This is a genomic window from Symbiobacterium terraclitae, assembly GCF_017874315.1.
Classification (GTDB): Bacteria; Bacillota; Sulfobacillia; order Symbiobacteriales; family Symbiobacteriaceae; genus Symbiobacterium; species Symbiobacterium terraclitae.
On record NZ_JAGGLG010000019.1, the window covers coordinates 44250 to 63968 of the forward strand.

21 protein-coding genes are annotated in these 19719 nt (G+C 69.7%); all 21 read right to left on the minus strand.

Annotated elements, in window-relative coordinates:
• Positions 1-7 precede the first annotated feature (7 nt).
• Positions 8-1822 (minus strand): aldehyde ferredoxin oxidoreductase family protein, encoded by a 1815-nt coding sequence (locus J2Z79_RS11475; protein WP_209467030.1) that lies wholly within the window; start codon positions 1820-1822, stop codon positions 8-10.
• A gap of 3 nt (positions 1823-1825) precedes the next feature.
• On the minus strand, positions 1826-2302 hold the full coding sequence (locus J2Z79_RS11480) for a 4Fe-4S dicluster domain-containing protein (protein WP_209467031.1): 477 nt from the start codon (positions 2300-2302) through the stop codon (positions 1826-1828).
• A 100-nt stretch (positions 2303-2402) separates the two neighbouring features.
• Positions 2403-2681 carry a ubiquitin-like small modifier protein 1 gene (locus tag J2Z79_RS11485; RefSeq protein WP_209467032.1) on the minus strand — a complete coding sequence of 93 codons (279 nt, stop codon included), beginning with the start codon at positions 2679-2681 and terminating at the stop codon, positions 2403-2405.
• Between the two features lie 334 nt (positions 2682-3015).
• Complete coding sequence (locus J2Z79_RS11490) at positions 3016-4062, minus strand: ABC transporter ATP-binding protein (RefSeq protein ID WP_209467033.1); 1047 nt, start codon at positions 4060-4062, stop codon at positions 3016-3018.
• 13 nt (positions 4063-4075) lie between these two features.
• Positions 4076-5746, minus strand: a complete 1671-nt coding sequence (locus J2Z79_RS11495; protein ID WP_209467034.1) for an ABC transporter permease — start codon at positions 5744-5746, stop codon at positions 4076-4078.
• Positions 5747-5805: 59 nt separating this feature from the next.
• A complete protein-coding gene (locus J2Z79_RS11500) occupies positions 5806-6885 on the minus strand; it encodes an ABC transporter substrate-binding protein (RefSeq protein ID WP_209467035.1) in 1080 nt (359 codons plus the stop codon).
• Between the two features lie 135 nt (positions 6886-7020).
• A complete protein-coding gene (locus tag J2Z79_RS11505; RefSeq protein WP_209467036.1) occupies positions 7021-7632 on the minus strand; it encodes a response regulator in 612 nt (203 codons plus the stop codon).
• A 14-nt stretch (positions 7633-7646) separates the two neighbouring features.
• Entirely contained in the window at positions 7647-9050 is a 1404-nt protein-coding gene (locus J2Z79_RS11510; protein WP_209467037.1) for a sensor histidine kinase, read from the minus strand.
• A complete protein-coding gene (locus J2Z79_RS11515; protein ID WP_209467038.1) occupies positions 9047-9970 on the minus strand; it encodes a substrate-binding domain-containing protein in 924 nt (307 codons plus the stop codon). The genes J2Z79_RS11510 and J2Z79_RS11515 overlap by 4 nt, the downstream gene beginning before the upstream one ends.
• A gap of 44 nt (positions 9971-10014) precedes the next feature.
• Complete coding sequence (locus tag J2Z79_RS19180) at positions 10015-10818, minus strand: 4'-phosphopantetheinyl transferase family protein (protein WP_209467039.1); 804 nt, start codon at positions 10816-10818, stop codon at positions 10015-10017.
• A gap of 2 nt (positions 10819-10820) precedes the next feature.
• Positions 10821-11762, minus strand: a complete 942-nt coding sequence (locus tag J2Z79_RS11525; protein WP_209467040.1) for an ACP S-malonyltransferase — start codon at positions 11760-11762, stop codon at positions 10821-10823.
• A gap of 5 nt (positions 11763-11767) precedes the next feature.
• The gene (locus J2Z79_RS11530; RefSeq protein ID WP_209467041.1) at positions 11768-12790 is read right to left on the minus strand and encodes a 3-oxoacyl-ACP synthase III family protein; all 1023 of its coding nucleotides are present in this window, start codon (positions 12788-12790) and stop codon (positions 11768-11770) included.
• Positions 12787-13209 carry an acyl-CoA thioesterase gene (locus J2Z79_RS11535; protein WP_209467042.1) on the minus strand — a complete coding sequence of 141 codons (423 nt, stop codon included), beginning with the start codon at positions 13207-13209 and terminating at the stop codon, positions 12787-12789. The genes J2Z79_RS11530 and J2Z79_RS11535 overlap by 4 nt, the downstream gene beginning before the upstream one ends.
• Before the next feature lie 4 nt (positions 13210-13213).
• The gene (locus tag J2Z79_RS11540) at positions 13214-14416 is read right to left on the minus strand and encodes a beta-ketoacyl-[acyl-carrier-protein] synthase family protein (RefSeq protein WP_209467043.1); all 1203 of its coding nucleotides are present in this window, start codon (positions 14414-14416) and stop codon (positions 13214-13216) included.
• Positions 14417-14420: 4 nt separating this feature from the next.
• The gene (locus tag J2Z79_RS11545; protein WP_209467044.1) at positions 14421-14687 is read right to left on the minus strand and encodes a phosphopantetheine-binding protein; all 267 of its coding nucleotides are present in this window, start codon (positions 14685-14687) and stop codon (positions 14421-14423) included.
• Positions 14688-14709: 22 nt separating this feature from the next.
• The gene (locus J2Z79_RS11550) at positions 14710-15456 is read right to left on the minus strand and encodes a 3-oxoacyl-ACP reductase family protein (protein ID WP_209467045.1); all 747 of its coding nucleotides are present in this window, start codon (positions 15454-15456) and stop codon (positions 14710-14712) included.
• The gene (locus tag J2Z79_RS11555; protein ID WP_209467046.1) at positions 15447-16607 is read right to left on the minus strand and encodes a beta-ketoacyl-[acyl-carrier-protein] synthase family protein; all 1161 of its coding nucleotides are present in this window, start codon (positions 16605-16607) and stop codon (positions 15447-15449) included. The genes J2Z79_RS11550 and J2Z79_RS11555 overlap by 10 nt, the downstream gene beginning before the upstream one ends.
• Positions 16604-16972 carry a 3-hydroxyacyl-ACP dehydratase FabZ gene (fabZ, locus tag J2Z79_RS11560; protein WP_245302640.1) on the minus strand — a complete coding sequence of 123 codons (369 nt, stop codon included), beginning with the start codon at positions 16970-16972 and terminating at the stop codon, positions 16604-16606. Before fabZ ends, J2Z79_RS11555 begins: the two co-directional genes overlap by 4 nt.
• A complete protein-coding gene (locus J2Z79_RS11565) occupies positions 16947-17792 on the minus strand; it encodes a PIG-L deacetylase family protein (protein ID WP_209467048.1) in 846 nt (281 codons plus the stop codon). The genes fabZ and J2Z79_RS11565 overlap by 26 nt, the downstream gene beginning before the upstream one ends.
• Positions 17789-18703: a glycosyltransferase family 2 protein gene (locus J2Z79_RS11570; RefSeq protein WP_209467049.1), complete on the minus strand. Its 915-nt coding sequence runs from the start codon at positions 18701-18703 to the stop codon at positions 17789-17791. The genes J2Z79_RS11565 and J2Z79_RS11570 overlap by 4 nt, the downstream gene beginning before the upstream one ends.
• 5 nt (positions 18704-18708) lie before the next feature.
• The gene (locus J2Z79_RS11575) at positions 18709-19719 is read right to left on the minus strand and encodes an ABC transporter permease (protein WP_209467050.1); all 1011 of its coding nucleotides are present in this window, start codon (positions 19717-19719) and stop codon (positions 18709-18711) included.

The following is a 19719-nucleotide window of genomic DNA, read 5'->3' on the forward strand; positions in this document are numbered from 1 at the left end:
CGCGCGCTCAGGCAAACTCCACCAGATCGAGTTCCTCCAGCTTCTGCTTGGTGGGCCTGCCGTCCTTATCCCACCCGCGCGCCTCGTAGTACTTGGGCAGCATCTCGGGCAGGCGGTTCACGCTTCCCTTCATCGGCCCGAACTTCAGGGCATCCTTCAGGAGCCGCTTCGGCAGGGTGTCGTCCGCCTTGGTGAAGCCGGCCTTCAGATTGAACTGCCGCTCCAGGTTCCAGATGCGCTCGCCCGCCTGCATCAGCTCTTCCACGGTGTAGTCGAAGCCGGTGGCCGCCCGCAGCTCGTCCGTGATCTGCGGCGCGCCGAAGGCGAAGGTGGTGAAGAGGCAGATGCCGGCGGAGTCGACCGCGGCGGTGAGGTCCTGGAAGGTCTTCACCCACGCGGGCTTCTCGTCGATCGACTGCGGGTCGAGCTTCTCGGGAACGCCCAGCACCTCGGGCGAGATGGTGTAGCCGCGCACGTGGCAGCCGCCCCGGTTGGAGGTCGCGTAGTTGAGGCCGATGCCCTGGATGGCCCGCGGGTCGTAGGCCGGCATCTCCTGCTTCTTCACGGACATCGACAGCTCGGGATGGCCGTAGCGGCTGGCCAGCCGGTAGGAGCCCTCGGAGGCCAGGTCGCCGAAGCCCTCGCGGTAGCCGATCATCCGGGTCAGCTCGACGATGGCGTGGGCGTTGCCGAAGTTCAGCGGGATGCCGGTCTCCTTGATGGTGATGTAGCCGTTCTCGTACATCTCCATCGCGCAGGCGATGGTGGAGCCCACCGAGATCGGGTCGAGGCCCAGCTCGTTGCAGAGGAAGTTGGCCTTGCAGATGGCGCCCAGGTCGCTCACGCCGCAGTCGGAGCCGTAGGCCCAGCCGGCCTCGTACTCCGGCCCCTCGCCGAAGCTCTTGAACGGGCCCTCGGGGATCTTGGTGACGCGGCCGCAGTCGATGTTGCAGCCCCAACAGCCCTTGTTGCGGACCAGGTACTTCTCGGCGAGGGTCTCGCCGCTGATCTGGTCGGCCTTGGACCAGGTGCCCGAGTCGCGCCAGTTGTTGGTGGGCAGGCCGCCCAGCTCGTTCAGGATGTTCACCAGGACCATGGTGCCGTAGGCGGGCAGGCCGCCGCCGGCCACAGGGTCGTCCTTCATCAGCTTGCGGTCGCGCTCGGCGAAGATCCGGAAGCCCTCGGGGTCGGCCACCGCGACGCCGCCGTGGCCGCGCACGGCGATGGCCTTCAGGTTCTTGGACCCCATCACGGCGCCGACGCCGCTGCGACCGGCCGCCCGGTTGTAATCGTTGACGATGACGGCCAGCAGCGCCAGCTTCTCACCGGCGGGGCCGATGCACGTCACGCGGACGTCCGGGTCGGTCTCCTCCTTGATGGCGTCGGTGGTCTCGAACACGGTCTTGCCCCACAGGTGCTCGGCGGAGCGCAGCTCGACGTGGTCATCCTCGATCCAGAGGTAGACCGGCTTCGCGGCCTTGCCCTCGAAGATGATGCCGTCCCAGCCGGCGAACTTCAGCTCCGGACCCCAGTAGCCGCCGGAATTGGAGGCGGCGATCGCGCCGGTGAGCGGGCTCTTGGTGATGACGTTGTAACGGCCGGCGGCGGGCGCCGCGGTGCCAGTCAGCGGACCGGTAAAGAAGAGCAGCTTGTTCTTGGGGCTCAGCGGGTCGACGTTGGGGTCGACTTCCTTCATGAAGTAGTAGGTCCCCATGCCGCGGCAGCCGATGTACTGCCGGGCCACCCTGGGCTCGGTATACTCGGTCTTGATCGTGCCTGAGGTCAGGTCCACGCGCAGGATCTTACCCGCATAGGCATACATGACTTACTTCACCCCCACTGCGGCCTTGAGTCGGGCGGCGTACGCCCGCTTGCGTTCGATGTTGGCCTGGCTGGCGTCGACGTACTTGAGCGCGCCGCTCGGGCAGTACTTGACGCACTCGGGATCGCCACCGCACAGGTCGCACTTCAGGATGCGGCTCGCCAGCGGATCGAAGGCGGTGCCGCCGAAGGGGCAGGCCTGCATGCACATCTTGCAGCGGATGCACTTGGCGTGGTCGACGACCATGGCACCAGTGGCGGGATCGCGGCTGATGGCGCCCACGGGGCAGGCCTTCTGGCAGAAGGCGTCCTCGCACTGGACGCACATCATCGGGACGGAGACCAGTTCGTCCTCCCAGGTGTACACCGTCACCCGGGACTTGGAGGGAACGTAGTACCCCTCGTGCTCCTGCGAGCAGGCGATCTCGCAGGAATGACATCCAGTACAGATGTCCGGCGAGATCAGGAGCATCTTGGCCATCCTCAATCCACCCCCTGTTGATTCTCGGGCCAGGAAATCCAACGGCATGCGCCGGATTCCACATGCAGAGCCGGACCTCTCCGGCTGCGGGCCCCGGGGACTACCCCCCGGCACTGGGCGGGAACATCGCCATGTCGTCCTCGGGTGTGATCGGCGTATCCAGGCCGCGTCCATCGCGCACGTCGCGGCCGTTCACCACCAGCATCACGTGCGGCAGGAGGACGCCGGGGCGGGCAAACAGAAGCGGACGCATGCGCGGGTACTGCGCCACCAGCCGCTCGAGCAGGCTGCCGACCGTCTCGCCTTCGCACACGTCCATTTCAACGGCGGTCCTGCGGTCCGCCGCATCGCGCAGGAGTCCGTAGAGCCGGATGCGCACTTGCGCCACCCCCTTGTCCGGCCATCGTCACCGCGCCTGACAGTTTACACATGTCTATTTCATATCCTACCCCTGCCCGATTGCGCCAACTATCCGTCATCCGTACTTATTCCCACCACCGCGATAATCCATATGCTGTTTGTGCTGGTCCGTTGGGTGCATGGACACCTTCTTGCCATGCATTTCCCAATCCTTAGCCTCAAGGTCTACTGCCCACGCCAAGGCACCAACGGCCTCCTCGGCTCTCCGGCCGCCAGGCCGATACTGCGCGCGAAGAAGGGCTGTCCCGACGGCCGTGCGGCCTGTCGGGACAGCCCTTCGTCCCGTATGTCTCCTACCGGGTCAGGGCAACGAGTGCGCCCGGGTTGAAGTCCAGGTTCGTCACGGCTCCCTCGGACAGCCGGCTGTGCCTGCCGTGCACCACCGCGACCAGACGCTCTCCGCCGACCCTGATCACGTACTCGGTCAGCCGTCCCAGGAAGATGGCCCGCTCCACGGTTCCCGCAAAGGGGCCTTCGCCGAGCCGCACCTCCTCGGGCCGGAGCGCGAGCTTCACCTCCTGGCCGACCGCCGCCCCGAACGGATTGCGCACCGGCACCGCCCTGTCCAGCAGCACGGCCTCAGCCGGCCCGCTCATGCGGGCGGGAATGAGGTTCACGCCGCCGATGAAATCGGCCACAAAGCTGCTGCACGGTTCGTAGTAGATCTCCTCGGGCGGGCCCGCCTGTTCCACGCGCCCGGCGTTCATGATCACCACGTAGTCGGAGACGGCCATGGCCTCCTCCTGGTCGTGGGTGACGTAGACCGTGGTGACGCCCAGCCTGCGCTGCAGTTGCCGGATGTCCTCCCGCACCTGGATTCTGAGCTTCGCGTCCAGGTTGGAGAGCGGCTCGTCGAAGAGCAGGATCTTCGGCGACATCACCAGCGCCCGGGCCAGGGCCACGCGCTGCTGCTGCCCGCCCGAGAGCTGGTTGGGCTGCCGGTCGGCCATGGAGCCGAGGCCCATCATCTCCAGCTTCTCCGCCACCGCCCGCCTCAGCTCCGCCTCGGGAACCTTCCGGAGACGCAGGCCGTAGGCGACGTTCTCAAACACGGTGAGGTGGGGAAAGAGGGCGTAGTTCTGGAAGACCATCGCCGTCTCCCGCTTGTTGGGCGGCACGGCCGTGATCGGGCGGTCATCCAGGTAGATCTCCCCGGACGTGGGCGTCTCCAGCCCCGCGATCATCCGGAGTACCGTCGTCTTGCCGCAGCCGGAGGGGCCGAGCAGGGTGACGAAGGCGCCCGCCGGGAAGTCCAGCGACACGTCGTCCACGGCCCGCACCGTCCGCTTCTGGGATTCGAACTCCTTCACCAGGTTCGCCAATCGCAGAGTCGAGCGCATGCCAGGCCCCCTCCTAGAGGTCAGATATGCTGGTCCTGATGCCGAAGAGCCGCAGGATCAGGGCCAGGAGGACGGTGACCACGAGGACGATGAGGATGAGCACCGTGGAGTAGGCCGAGGCGTAACCCCACCGCCCCACGTCCACCTGGTTCAGGATCGCCACGGTCAGCAGGTTGTACTTGGCCGAGACCAGGAAAATCACCTGGGAGACGGCCGTCATCGCCCGTACGAAGCTGTAGAGCAGGCCAGAGAAGAAGGCGGAGCCCATGAGGGGCAGCATGACTTTCACGAAGGTCTGCTGCGTCGTGGCGCCCAGGTTGATGGAGGCCTCCTCCATGGAGGGATCGATCTGCTGCAGCGCCGCGATGCCCGACCGGATGCCCACCGGCATGTTGCGGAAGACGAACGCCAGCACCAGGATGGTCCCGGTCGCCGTGAGGACCAGCGGGGGCTTGTTGAAGGCAAGGATGTAGCCGATACCGATGACCGTTCCCGGCACGGCCAGCGAAAGCATGGCCACGAACTCCATGACGCCCCGCCCGAAGAAGCGCTTCTTCGTCACCAGGTAGGCGATCACCATGCCCAGCAGGCCGGAGATCGGCATGGAGATCAGGGCGAGCCGAGTGGTGTCGTAGATCGGCTTCATGCCGAGCCCCAGCACGTACTTGAAGTTATCGAGCGTAAACGACCAGTTGATGCCCCAGAGCTTGATGAACGCGTTGATCGGGATCAGCGCGTACATGGCGATGACCACGAGCGTGAGCAGGCTCACGACGGCAAACAGCGGCCACACCACCCACGGGTCGCGCACCTGCGTGCGCTCCCGCGCCGGCTTGCCGGTAACCGTCACGTAGGAGCGGCCGGCCAGCCAGTAGCGCTGCAGCGTGAAGACGGCCACGGTGATGAGCAGCAGGAGCACGGCGACCGCGGCTCCCCCCTGCAGGTCGTAGCCGCCGATCGCCTGCTGGTAGATCTGCACCGCCAGGACCATGTAGTTGCCGCCAATCACCATCGGGTTGCTGAAGTCGGCCAGCGCCTGGATGAAGACCAGCAGAAACGCGTTGGCCAGGCCGGGAAGCAGCAGGGGCAGGGTGACGGTGCGGAAGACCTGCCAGCGGGTGGCCCCGCTGTTGCGGGCGGCCTCCTCCAGGCTGACGTCGATGTTCTGGAGCAGGCCGATCAGCATGAGGAACGTAACCGGGAACTCGGTGAGCACCATGACGAGCACCAGGCCGCCGAACCCGTAGATGTTCGCGTTCTCCATCCCCAGCAGGCCCCGGGTGATGAGGCCCGTCCGGCCGAAGAGCAGGATGGCGGAAAGCGAGACCAGAAACGGCGGCGAGACCACCGGCAGGATCGCCAGGGCCCGGAAAAGACCCTTGAGGGGAACCTGGACGTACGCGACGGTGTAGGCGAACAGGAAGCCTATGGCGGTGGCGATCAGGCTGACGGTGGTACAGAGGACGAGGGTGTTGCCGAAGATGCGGAGGATCCGCTCACTGGCGACCACGTCCCAGTAGGCCTGAAAGGAGATGCCCTCAGGCGTCATCACGCTCTGCTTCATCACCTGGAAGAGCGGGTTGACGATGAAGAGCCAGAGGGCACCGGCCACCAGCAGGACGGTCACCAGAACGACCGGCTCCACCGGCTGGCGGCGGCCCCGGCGAACGGCGGGAAAAGCCAAGTGTTACTCCCTCCCGGGTAGGGGAAGGGCCGGGCTGGGAAGCCCGGCCCTTCCGGACACTACTGCATGTTTACGGCCTTGGACCACTTCTCCACGAGCCGCGTCCGGTTGGTGCCGGCCCACTCCAGGTCGTAGTTGATGGTCTTGACCTCGCTGAGCGAGAACGCCTCGGGCGGGTTGGTGGCCTCCACATTGGTGAGCGACTGGTAGGAGCCGTACTTCTGGCCGAGCTCCTGCGCCTCCTTGGTCAGGGCCCAGTCGATGAAGATCTTGGCCGCCTCCTGGTCGGGGCCGCCCTTGATCAGGGCGATGCCGCCGATCTCGTAGCCGGTTCCCTCCTTGGGGAACGTGACGTCGAGCGGCATGCCCTCCTTGGCGTACTTCACGATGTCGTGGGCGAAGGAGATGCCGATCAGGACCTCGCCGCGCCCGGCCATCTGCCCGGGAGCGGTACCCGACTTCGGATACTGGGCGATCTGTTCGTGCAGCTTCGCCATGTACTCGATGCCCTCGTCCTCACCCATCAGCTGTGCAATCGTGGCCAGCATGGTGTAGGAGGTGCCGGACGAACCGGGGTTGGCCAGGGCGATCTGCCCCTTGAACTCGGGCTTCAGCAGGTCTTCCCAGGACTCGGGCGGGGTCAGCCCCTTCTCCTGCATGAGGGCGGTGTTATACCCGAAGCCCAGGAGGCCGACGTAGACGCCGGTCCAGTAGCCGTTGGGATCCTTGAACTGGGCGGGGACCTTCTCGGCGTTCGGCGAGACGTAGGGCTCCAGGAGCCCTTCCGCTGCGGCCGCCACGTAGGCGTCGGCCGGACCGCCGTACCAGACGCTGGCCTGCGGGTTGTCCTTCTCGGCCCGGATCCGGGTGAGCGTCTCGCCGGAGGACATGCGCACCCACTCGACCTTGATGCCGGTGGCCGCCTCAAACTCGGCCACGGCGCCCTTCACGTGGTCCTCCATCATGCCGGCGTAGAGGACGAGCTTCATGTTCTTCTTGGGTTCGGTGCTGCCGGAGGGCTGGGTCTGGGCCTGGCCGCCCGACGAGGGCGACGGCGTCGTCGCGGGTTTCGCGCCGCCACAGCCCGAGAGGACCAGGAGGCTCACGGCCAGCGTGAAAGCCAGAGTCCGCTTGATCATGATGCTTCCCCCTTGTGTGACAGTTTCCGGTCTGTCGACGGAACCACTCTCATGGTACCGTCGGCAGACCCCGCCGTGTATCCGGGGCCACGCGGACACCGCTGTCCGGGAACTCCCGGACAGCGCCCTCCCCCGCTAGGTGAGCTTGTTCTCCAGGGCGTACCGGACCATCTCGGACCTGGTGTAGACGCCGAGCTTCTCGCAGATGCGGCTCTTGTACGTCTCCACCGTCCGGACGCCCACGCCCAGCCGGGCGGCGATCTCCTGGTTGGTGTGGCCGAGGGCCACCAGCCGCAGCACCTCCAGCTCCCGCGGGCTGAGCGGAACAGAGGCGCCCGCCCGGTTCGACTTCTCCTCCACCAGCCTGGCCGCCAGGGTGGGGTAGATGTAGGTCTGCCCGGACATCACGTGCTGGATGGCCGAGAGCAGCTCGACGTCGGCCGCCTCCTTGAGCACATAGCCGCTGCCGCCGGCCTGGATCACCTGCCGCACGTAGGCCGGGTCGTCGTGCATGGTGAGCACCAGCACGCGCGAAAGCGGCGAGAGCTCCCGGAGGTAGGACAGGCCGCTCCCGTTCGGCATGGAGATGTCCAGGACGACCAGGTCCGGCCGCAGCCGGCGCGTCATCTGCAACGCCTCGAGCCCGTTGGACGCCTCGCCGACGACCTCGAAACCGGGGTAGCTTTCCAGCAGCATGCGGAGGCCCGTCCGGACCACCCGGTGGTCATCCGCGATCAGGATGCGCATGGCACTCCTCCTCCCTAACCGCGCGGGACCGAGACAAAGAGTGCGGTGCCGCCCGACGGGCTCGACTCGATGGTCATGCGGCCGTTCACCAGCGCCAGCCGCTCGGCGATCCCCGTGAGGCCCACGCCGACCCGCGGCGCCGACGGGTCGAACCCGCGGCCGTCGTCCTCGATCACCAGCTGCACCTGGGCGCCCCGCAGGTCCAGCACGATGCCGAAGTGCCGGGCCTGGCTGTGACGGGCCACATTCGTCAGGGCCTCCTGGGTCACCCGGTACAGCGTGGTCTCCAGCGGCGCGGGCAGGCGGGCCGACTCGTCGCCCACCACCTGGACCGACCCTGAGATGCCGTGGCGCCTGGCGAAATCGTCCGCGTACCGGCGCAGGGCAGCCACGAGCCCCATGTCGTCAAGGACGGCGGGGCGCAGATCACGGGAGAGCCGCCGAACCGACTCCAGGGTCTCGGCCGCCAGGTTGCGCAGATACGCCGCCTGGCCCCGCCCCTCGTCGCCCTCCTCAAGGAGGCGCAGGCCGACGATCAGGCCGGTCAGCGCCTGCCCCACCTCGTCGTGCAGCTCGCGGGAGATGCGGCCCCGCTCCTCCTCCTGCGCGCTGAGCACCTTCTGCAGGAGCGCGCGCCGGGCGGCCTCCTTCTGCGCGACCACCTCCCTGGCCCGGGCCAGGTCGCGCACCATCTGGTTGAAGGCCTCCGCCAGGCGGCCGAACTCGTCGGTCGGGCCCGGCGCCACCCGCACGGTCAGGTCGCCGCGGCCCACGGCCTGGGTAGCCCGCACCAGCTGCGGCACCCTGGCGGTCACCGTCCAGATCACGAGATAGCCGACGAGGACGGCCAGGAGGCAGGCCAGCACCAGGGTGAGGATCTGCCCCCGCTCCACCGCCCGGAGCGTGGCCATCAGGTGCTGCTGCGAGAGCCCGACCCGCACCTGCCCCGCCAGGCCGTCCACGATCAGTGCGACCGCGTCGTGGATCACGCCTTCCTCCGAGCGGAGCCAGCGCACGTCCTCCTCTCCGGGCGGAGGGAGCGGGCGCTGCGTGAGCAGGTCCCTGGGAAATCCCCCGGTGAACGTGTGCGCCACCAGCGCGCCCCGGCTGTCGAGCACGAAGGCGTATCGCACGTCGGGGTTCGTGGCTTGCGTGTCGGCCAGGATCTCGCGCACCTCCAGCGGGTTGGCCGTGAGCAGCGGGTCGGTCACCCGCAGCGCGACGTCGCGGGCCACGGAGAGGGCCCGCTTGTCCAGCTCCTCCCCCAGCACCTGGGGGAGGGTTACCCGCAGGTGGAGGATGGAGACGAGCCCCAGCGCTGCCGTGAGCGCCAGAAGCAGCGTAATGAGCTTCGCGCGGATTCCGAAGCCGTACGTGTCGGGGCGGAGCGCCGCCGCGAGCCACCGCCGCCCGCTCATCGCCCGGCCTCCACCTGGTCGGCCATCTGCCTGATCGGATCGTACCAAGCCGGGTCCGGGGACACGAAACGGTCGACGGAGAGGCTCTGCAGCACCGCCTGCCCCTCCTCATCCTCGCCCATGGCGAGGAAGACCGACTGCAACTGCGCCGCCAGCTGGGAGCCCACGTGGGGGGAGACCACCACCGGCGGCGCCCCCAAGGGTTCCGAGGATGCGATGACGCGGAGTCTCCGGTCCAGGTCGGGGTCGCGTGCTGCGGCCTGGCCGTACATGATGCTGTTGACGGCAGCGCCGTCCACGAGCCCCTGGTCCAAAGCCTGGATCGCCTTGTCGTCACTGATGGTGAAGATCGTCCGGTCGAAAAAGCGGTCCACCGACTCGTCGAGGCCCAGGATCAGCGCTTCGGGGTAGAGCCGGCCTGTGACCGAGACCGGATCGGTGTAGGCAAAGGTGTGCCCCTTGAGGTGGGCAAACTCCTCGAGACCGCTGTAGCGGCGCACCAGAATCAGCGAGCGGTGCGTCGGCTCCTCCTTGTACTCGGGCACTGCCAGGGCGGAGAGGCCGAATTCCTCCTCGCCGCGCACGTAGGCCAGGCTGCCGACGAAGGCGATGTGCACCCCGCCCGTGCGGAGCAGGTCCAGCATCTCGGTCTGCGAACGGCCGAGCACCACCTCCACGTTCCGCTCCAGCCGGCTGTTCAGGTAGTCCAGCATCGGTCCGTAGCGGAGCAGGCTGGCGCGCGGCGACATCATGGTGGACAGGCCGACCTTCAGCACGGGGCGCGGCGTGATGCCGCCGTACCCGGCGGCGAGAGTGGGATCCAGCTGGTCGAGCCGGACCACAGGCAGGTCCTCCGGCGTGCCGCATCCCAAGAGGCAGAGGCCCGCGAGCAGCAGCAGGGCACACAAGGCGCGGCGCACGAGTCAGCACCTCCAAAACCCACTCGGCTGTTGGGGTCCGGCGCCTAGATTCGCCTCCGGCCGCCCCGGCACCTGCCGGCGGTGTCGGACCCGGCCCGGAGAACCTTGCCAGAACTGAACTGCCAGGTCCGCAGCGAAAGGGTGAGGCTCTCGGCGGCCAGGGCGCCGGCGTATCCGGGGATGGGCGGCAGGTCGTGCACGGCCCAGCCCGCGGCCCAGGCTGGGTCCGGCGCACGCCGGAGCCGCACCCGCGCCAGGCCGCCGTCCGCGCAGAGCTCCAGGCGCCGTACGGGCATGGCGAGGCCGCACCCGAGGCCCTTGACCAGGGCCTCCTTGCGGACCCACACCCGGTAGAACGCCTGGAGCTGCTCCTCCGGCGGCAGGCGGGCAAACCCCGCCGCCTCGGCCGGCGACAGGACCAGGTCGGCGGCCCGCCGCAGGTCCCGGCGCGGGCGCACCACCTCCAGGTCCACCCCCACCCTGATCCCCCTGCTCGCCGCCACCAGCGCCCACCGGCCGGCGTGCGACAGGCTGAACTGCAGGGGAATCCCTTCCTCGTGGGCGATGCCCGGCTTGCCGCGCTCGCCGTACCGGAAGCGGACGGCCTGAGGTGGCTGGCGCAGGTAGCGGCCCAGCAGCTGGCGCAGCTGACCGCGGGCCGCAACGAAGCGGCTCCCCAGAAGCGCAGTGCGGCTGCCCCTTGCCCGCAGCTGCTCCTCCCGGGAAAGGAGCGGCCACAGCGCCCCGAGGCGCCCGGCGTCCAGGTCGAGTGGCAGCCGCCAGACGTGCACCTCATGGGCCCCGAGGTCCGGCCACTCCTCAGGCGGCGCCCAGGCACGCTCCGCCACGGCTAGCTGGCGATCCGGGCGAGCGCCGCCCCGTCGCAGGCTGCGAGGACCCCGATGGCCCGCGAGATCTGGCGCATGAGGCCGCCCAGGACCCGGCCGGGGCCTACCTCCATCAGCGCCGCGCCGGACTGGGCCAACGCCGCCAGCCGGGCCGCGCAGACGCTCCAGCGCACCGGAAGGGTCACCTGCTCCAGCAGCAGCGAGCGGTACGCCTCGATGTCCGCCACGAACTCCCCCGTGATCGAGGAGAGCATGGCCGTGGCGGGCGGGCGCAGCGGCGCCCGGCGGATCAGCGGCTCCAGCTCTGCGCGGGCCGGCGCCATGAGCGGAGAGTGGTAGGCTCCGCCCACGTTGAGCAGGTCGATCTTGAGGGCGCCCTCGGCCCGGGCCAGCGTGATCACCGACTCGATCCCGCCCGCGTCGCCTGCGACCACCGTCTGCAGCGGCGTGTTGTAGTTCGCGACCACCGCGCAGCCGTCGCGGCTGGCCGCGGCACAGAGGGCGGCGACGCGCTCCGGCTCGAGGCCGGAGATCGCAGCCATCTTCCCGGGCGCCAGGCGCGCCGCCCGGGCCATGGCCCGCCCCCGGGCCTGCACCAGGAGGAGGGCCTCCTCCCAGGGGAGCGCACCGGAGACCGCCAGGGCCGTGTACTCGCCGAGGCTGTGGCCGGCGACGAGGTCCGGGCGGATCCCCTGCTCCGCCAGGGCGGCGGCCAGGGCGGTGCTCAGGGTGAAGATGGTCACCTGGGCGATCTCCGGGTCGGCCAGCGTCGGCTCGTCTGCGGCGGCCATCAGGCCGATCAGGTCCATGCCGGTCAGGGCGGCGGCCCGCTCCGCCAGGGCCCGCGCCGCGGGCGAGACCGCCCACAGGTCTCCCCCCATGCCCGCGTGCTGGCTGCCCTGGCCCGGAAAGAGGAAAACCGTGCGGATCGCTTCCACATTCATCCCCCTCATACTCGCACCAGCCCGGCGGCCCACGACTGCCCGAAGCCGCCGCTTACCAGGCCGACGATGTCCCCGGGCTGCAGCGCCCCCTCCTCCTCCATCAGGTGCCAGTTGAGCATCGGGTCGACGGCGCCGATGTGCCCCACCTCGCGCGCCACGTGCCAGCTGGTCAGCTCCTCCGGTACGCCGCCGATGCTCTCGCGGATCGCCTCGATCACGTCCCGTGTCATGTTGTAGCAGATCAGCCGGCGGACCTGCGGCAGGGTCAGCCCGGCGTCGCACAGCACCGCGTGGAACAGCCGGGCGATCTCGACCGGCGTCTGCCGGTTCATCTCGTACGCCTCCACGGGGCTCCGGAAGTGGCGCCGCGCCTGCTCGGCGGGGTTCCAGAAGTACCGGCCGGCGGCCAGGTCCTCGGGGGTGACAGGCGCCGCGGTGCCGCCGACCGGGATCTGCCAGACGGCGTGGTGCCGCCCGTCCGTATGGAAGCGGAAGGCGAGCAGATGGCGCCCCGGGGCCTCCCTTCCCACCACCGCCGCACTGGCGCCGTCGCTCAGGAAGCAGGAGCCCGCCATACGGAAGCGATCGGTCAGGTGCGGGGGGAAGGTCTCGGCGGAGGCCACCAGGACGTACCGCATCCCCGGGTTGACGGAGAGGAGCGACCGGGCCAGCTCCAGGGCGACCAGCTGGCTGTTGCACGCCTGATCCAGCTTGAACGCCCAGGCCCTGCAGGCGCCGAGCTCCTCCTGGAGCTGCGCGTAGTCGGCGTGCATCAGGTAGTCCGGCACGAAGCCCTGGGCGTAGATGATCAGGTCCAGGTCCTCCGGGGAGACGCCCGCCCGCTCCAGCGCCTGCTGCGCGGCCCGCAGCGCCATGGCGGTGCCGGCCATCCCCTGGCTGACGTGGACCTTCCGGGTGCCCTTGCGCTCCAGCGCCGCCGGGGAGAGGCCGATCCGGCCGGCCACCTCTGCCAGGTGCACGGTGGCCTCCGGCAGGTAGATCCCGGTGCCGAGGATGCCGACGCTCACACCCCCACCCCCTGCCGGGCGGCCATCCGCTCCCGCAGCAGGGGCGGTACCTCCACCAGGAGGCGCCCCTCGGGGCTGACGAAGACGTGGGTCGTATAACCCGTCGCCAGCAGCTCGCCCTCCGGGCTGCCGCGGTAGACTTCATAGTCGAACGTGAACCGGGCCACCTCGGAGGGCTGCAGCCGGGTGCGGACGATCAGCCTGTCGCCCCACCGGGCCGGGCTCCGGTAGCGGCAGTGGGCCTCGATCACCGGGGAGATGATGCCGTGGGCCTGAAAGTCCTCAGGCGTGACGCCGAACAGTTTCTGGACGAGGTCGAAGCGCCCCACCTCGAACCAGTCGAAGAAGTGGCTGTGGTGCACCACACGTGCGCTGTCGACCTCCCGGAAGCGCACCCGGATCTCGGTGTCTACCTGCATGCCGTTACCCCCCGTAACGGCCCAGCACCAGGCTGGCGGTGTTTCCGCCGAAGGCGAAGGAGTTGGAGATGGCCACCCGCAGGTCGGCCTCCCGGCTCCGCCCCGGCACGAAGTCGATCTCGACGTCCTCCACCGGCGGGCGCTCCCAGCGGAGCGTCGGCGCCACGAAGCCGTGGGCGAGGCAGAGCGTCGTCACGATGCACTCGATGGCGCCCGCCGCCCCCAGCGTGTGCCCGAAGATCGATTTGCTGGAGCTCACCGGCGGTATCCGCTCGCCGAACACGTTGCGGATCGCCCGGATCTCCATGTCGTCGTTGTACGTCGTGCCGGTGCCGTGGGCGTTGATGTAGTCCACGTCGGCCGGGGTGAGCCCGGCGTCCTCCAGGGCGCCCCGCATGGCCCGCTCCGCACCGCCGCCTTCCGGATCCGGCGTCGTCTGGTGATAGGCGTCGTTGCTGATGGCGAACCCCAGCACCTCGGCGTAGATGGGTGCGCCCCGCTCCAGCGCGCTCTCCAGGTCCTCGAGGACGCAGACGGCGGCGCACTCGCCGATGACCAGCCCGTCCCGGCCGGCGTCGAAGGGGTGGCAGATGTGCTTCGTCAGCGCCCGCAGGGCGTGAAAGCCGCTGAAGGAGACCTGGGAGAAGGGGTCGACCCCGCCGGTGACCGCGGCGCGCACCTCGCCCCGCCGGATCAGGTCGAAGCCAAGCCCCACCGCGTTGGTGCCCGCAGCGCAGGCCGTCACCAGGGTGGCGCTGGGGCCGCGCGCCCCCGTCAGCCGGGCCGTGAGGCCCGTCACCAGCGGCGCCGGCACGTTCAGCAGCAGCGCCGGGTCCGCCTCCCCCTTCAGGTGCTTCTGCTCGTGGTAGTACTCCCGGGAGAGCGTGCCGCCCAGCGACGTGGCCATGCTGACGCCCACCGCCCAGGGGTCGCGCTGCACCAGCTCGTCCAGCCTGGCCTCCCCGGCCGCCTGGCGGACGGCCTCCCGCACCATGTCGTAGATGTAATCCCGGAAGACCCCGGGGGTCAGACCGAGACTGTCACCGTCCACCTCTCCGCCCATCTGGGTGGAGTAGCAGCTGGTATCGAACCGGGTCACCGGGCGGATGCCGGACCGCCCCTCCCGCAGAGCCGCAAGGAAATCGTCCACCGCAGACCCGATGGGCGATACCACCCCCAGCCCGGTGATGACCACCCGCCGCTTCATCGGGCTAGTTCCCTCCCGTCGTCAGCTCCGGCACCCTGCTCAGCAGGAACTGCTTGATGGTGTTGACGGACTGGAGCGCCGGCATGTCCTCGTCGGTCATGGTGACGCCGAACTCCTTGGTCAGGGCGATGATCACCTCGAGGGCGTCGATGGAGTCGAGGCCCAGCCCCTCCTTGAACAGGGGGGCGTCGCTGTCGATCTCCTCGGGGCTGATCTCCAGGAACAGCCGGTCGATGATCGCCTTCTTGATGCGCAGCTCGATCGAGTCCATTCTGAATCCCTCCATTCAAGCATTAAGAGATGGAAATGCCGCCGTCGATCACGAACACCTGGCCCGTCACGTAGGCCGCCTCATCGCTGGCCAGGTAGGCGGCGAGCGCCGCGACCTCGTCGGTGCGGCCGAAGCGGCGCAGCGGGATCCGCTTCAGGTATTCCTGGCTCACCGAATCGGAGAGCGCAGCGGTCATGTCGGTCTCCACGAAGCCGGGCGCCACGCAGTTGACGGTGATGTTGTACCGGGCGCCTTCCCGGGCCATCACGGTCGTCATGGCGTGGACACCGCCCTTGGATGCGCTGTAGGCCACCTGACCCGTCAGGCCCCGGATCCCGGCCGTCGACGTGATGTTGATGATGCGGCCGGACCGCTGCTCCGCCATGGGGCGGAACGCCTCCTTGCTGCAGAGGTAGACCCCGGTCAGGTTGATCTGGAGCGTCTCGAACCAGTCGTCGTCCCGGTACATCATCAGGAATCCCGGCCGGAGCACACCGGCGTTGTTGACGAGGATGTCGATCCTGCCGAACTCGGAGAGCAGCCGCCGGAACATCTCCCGCACCTGCTGCGGGTCGGCCACGCTCCCCTTGAGGACCAGGGCCCGTGCACCGGCCTCCCGGACGGCCCGTGCCGTCTCCTCGGCCTCCTGGTCACGGCTCACGTAATTGAGGGCGACGTCCGCGCCCTGCGCGGCCAGCGCCAGGCAGATCTCCCTTCCGATGCCCCGCGACCCGCCGGTGACGAGGGCGACCTTCCCCTTCAGCCGCATCGGCACACCCCCTCCCGGGCCGGACCCACCACGACAGTGCTGACGCTGCCGCCCAGGTCCATCGCGTTGACCAGGACGAACGGCGCCTCCGGCGCCAGGCTGCGCTGCGGCCCGCCAGGGGCCGTGGCGGGCACCGTGCCGTGATGGATCATCAGGATGGCAGCCACCAGCCCCAGCACCGAGTGGCAGTGGAAGTTCTCGCCGGTCAGCCGCTTCAGCGGCAGCAGGGCCGGGCCGCCGTACGGAAAGAGGCCCTCCAGCGCCTGCCGTTCCGCCGCGTCCACGGCGCCGCCGTTGGCCATGAGCACCACCGCCCCCACCCGGTCGGCGCCGATGCCCGCCCTCTGCAGCGCCAGCGCCATGCAGCGCCGGACGGTCTCCGCCGAGGGCGCCTCGGTCGCCACGTTGGCCTGGAGGTCCGGATCGGTCAGCGACGCGTAGCCGAACAGCTCGGCCAGGACCGCTGCGCCTCGGGAGGAGGCGGCCCCCTCTGCCTCCAGCACCACAGCCGCGGCCCCCTCCCCCAGCGTGATGCGGTCAAGGAGTCCCAGCTGGCTGTAGGCCGTGTAAGTGGTGCGGTCCAGTTCGTCGATGGCGCTGGCCACCATCGCCGCCGCCTTGCGCTCCCTGAGCAGGTCGAAGCAGTAGGCAGCGGCCGGCAGGCCCGCCAGCGTGGAGCTGGGGCCCTTGAGCCCGAACTCCATGGAGATCTGGCCGGTCGCCGCATTGAGGACGGTGTTGGGAAAGCGCGACGGGCTGACCTCCAGCGGTCCGCGGTATTTCAGGTCCTGGACGTACCCGTCGATGCTGGCGCTCGGCCCGAACGTGGTGCTGAGCACCGAGCCGACCACCGCGGCGTTCTCTGCCGTCACCTGCAGCCTCGCGTCCCTGAGCGCCGTCCCCACCGCCGCCACGGCCATCTGGGAGTACCGGTCCATGCGCCGGTAACGGCTCGACTGCATGTAGTCGGCGGGCCGGAAGCCGCGCACCTCGCCGGCGCGGTGGTGCCGGAGGCCCGTCGTGTCGAACAGGGTCACCTCGGTGATGCCGGAGTCGCCGCTGCGGAGCGCAGACCAGAAGGAGTGCCGGTCGTGGCCCAGCGGCGAGATCACCCCCGCGCCCGTGCAGTACACCCGCGTTCCGATGTTCACTCCCTCCCTCTGCTCATGAACTTGTAGCTGATCTCCGCCCGGCTGACCTCCTGGCCGTCCACCGTCGCCCGCACCCGTGCCTTGGCGAAGGGGCCCACCCGCTCGAGCGCCTCCGCCTCGATCACCAGCACGTCGCCGGGGGTGACGAAGCGGGTGAACTTGACGTTGTTGAGGGCCACCAGGTAGCCCGACTCGGCGTCGGAGTAGATCAGCCCGGCCGTCTGGGTCATCGCCTCCACGATCATCACCCCGGGCATGACCGGTTCGTCGGGGAAGTGGCCGGCGAAGTAGGGCTCGTTGATCGTGACCAGCTTGATGCCCTTGATGCGCCTGTCGGGCTCATGTTCCAGTACGCGGTCCACCATCAGGAACGGGTACCGCTGTCGCAGGGACCGCATGATCCACTGAATATCCACCGCTCGTCGCTCCTTCGGCTTGGGTCAGCATCGCCCGGATCGCCCCGGCCGCCTCCCGGTAGGCATCGGCGGAGAAGGCAGCGTAGGCCTCCAGATGGGAGAACAGCGGCGCCGGCACTTTCAGGGCCCGCATGCTGTTCAGGCGTTCGATGCGCTCGTCCAGGCGGAACCTCTCGTTCTGGGACCGGTGCGCCCGCAGGGCGGCAAACTTGGCGGCCGCCTGGGCCGTGATGTTCAGCAGCCGGTTGGGAAGGAGGGGCGCCCACACCTCGTAGCACCAGACCTCTGCCTCCGCCGGCGCCCCGGCCAGCGCCTCGGCCAGGAGCAGCCCCGCCGCGCAGTGGTCCGGGTGGTCGTCGAGGAAGAAGGGGACGTAGATCAGCCGCGGCCGGATCCGCCCCAGCAGCGCGGCGAGCTCCGCCGCCAGTTCGGCCGTGACCGCCAGCCGGCCGTCCGGCTGTTCCCAGAAGATCAGGTCGCCTGCGGCCAGCCCCAGCAGCGCCGCTCCGGCCAGCGCCTCCCGGCGCCGCTGCTCGACCAGCCCCGGCCGGGGCCGGCGGTGGGAGGCCGCGCCGTCCGTCAGGTAAAGGACGGTCACCGGATCGCCGCGCTGGCGGTGGTGCAGGATCGCCCCGCCGCAGCCGGCCACCTCGTCGTCCGGGTGCGGGGCCAGCACCAGGACCGGACCCCCGGGCGGTCGGGAAAGGTAGAGGGGCGGCCGCCGCAGGCCGGAGACCAGGTACTCCGCCAGTGCCGTGGAGCCCGTCACGCCCTCACCTCCTCCGTCTTCCTGGCCAGGTAGGCCAGCGGCTGGAACCAGGTGGCCTCCTCGCCCGCTCCGCTGAAGCGCTCGCCGCCCGTCCGGGCGTTGAGCTCCTCCAGGGAGCAGCGGCCCGTGATGAAGTCCAGGTAGGCCCGGATCTCCGGGATGCCCGGGTACTTGGCCGCCAGGTAGCGCACGCCCGCCATCATCTCCGCGAGCATCGCGTCCCGTCGCTTCGGGCGGTCCAGGTGGTGGACGACCGCCCCCGGGAGGTACCGGAAGGCGATGCCCGCCCGGTGGAGCCGGTAGGCGAACTCAATGTCCTCCGGCCCCCAGCCCCTGAACCCCTCGTCGAAGCCGCCCGCCGCCAGGCAGGCATCCCGCTCGACCATCAGGTTGGCCCCGGTGCAGACCGCCCAGGGGATGTGAACCCTCTGCAGGCGGTAGAGCCGCTCCGCGAGGTCGACGTACCCGTCGGGCACCACGTGGGCGTCGAGCCCCGCCCAGCCGCCCTCGCGGGCGAGCGCCTGCCGGATGGCCGGGAAGCTGGCGGCGCGGGTGTTCCGGATCCGGCCGAACGAGAGGCTCCCCTCCCGCCGTGCGGCCAGGTGGGCACGCAGTGCCCCCGGCGCCAGCACCACGTCGTCATCCAGGAGGCAGACCCACCTGCCCCCCGCCTCCCGCAGCCCCCGGTTGCGGGCCCCGGCGCGCCCCCGGTTCTCCTGCCGCACGAGCCGCAGCGGCAGAAGCTCCCGGAACGGCGCCACGCACGCCTCCGTGTCCGTCGTGGAGCCGTCGTCGACCACCACCACCTCCCAGTCCTCCTCCACCGCCTGCTGCGCCAGGGAGCGCAGGACCAGCGGCAGCCGGTCGGGGTTGTTGTAGGTGGGGATCACCACGCTCAGCTGAACCGGCATGGCTGTCACTCCCAGCGCAGCCGCGGGGCTGCGAGCGCGTAGGCAGCGAGCCCCCACGCGGCCAGGACGGCGAGGTAGAGGCCGGCCTGCTCGACGGGGAGGTCGAGGGCCACGCCGCGGAGCACTCTGACGAAGGGCGTGAGCGGCAGCCACTCTGCGACGGGGCGGATGGCGGCGGGCAGGACCGAGATGGAGGCGAAGACCTCGCAGAGGAAGGCCATCGGGAAGTTGAGCGCTTGAGCGATGACGTTGCCGGCGTCGGGGCTCCGGACGAGTGCGGCCACCAGGAGGCCCAGCCCGGCAAAGACCGGCGTGCCCACCGCCGCGATGCCGGCCAGGGCCACCGGGTTGGTGAGCGGCACCCGCAGGGCGACCACGGCCACCAGCATGAGCAGCAGGCTCTGCCCCAGGGCCACCAGCGTGCGCGTGACCACGTGGGTGAGGACCAGGGCCCACGGCGAGACCGGGGTAACCCGGAGGCGCCTGAGCTGCCCCTGGGCCCGCATGGCCAGCAGGGCCGTGCCGCCGAAGAGGCCCGTCTGCATGCAGGTGAGGGCGATCACCCCCGGTGCGACGAAGTCCAGGGAGCGGATCCGCCTGCCCTCGACGACCTCCACGTAGCGGGAGCCGTCGCCGCCCACGGCCAGCTCCGCCATGAGGCCCGAGAGCAGCGGCTTCCAGTCCTCCAGGTCCTTCGTCAGGAGGAGCCGGGCGCCGTGCTCGTCGATCACGAGCGCGCCCTGGGCCTGGCCGCTGGCTACGACGGCGGCCGCCTCACCCCCGTCCGCCAGGGGAACCAGTTCCAGGAACTTGATCTCCTCCAGCCGCGCCATCAGCCCGGGGTTGTGCTCGGCTCCGGCTACCCGGAGCGACAGGGTGAAGCGCGAGGGGTCGGGCGAGGCCAGGCCGAAGACGACGAGGATGATGATCGGGAACACGCCGGACCAGAAGAGCCACTGGCGGTCGCGCACCACCAGCAGCACCTGCGTGGTGATCAACCGGGCCAGACTCCGCAA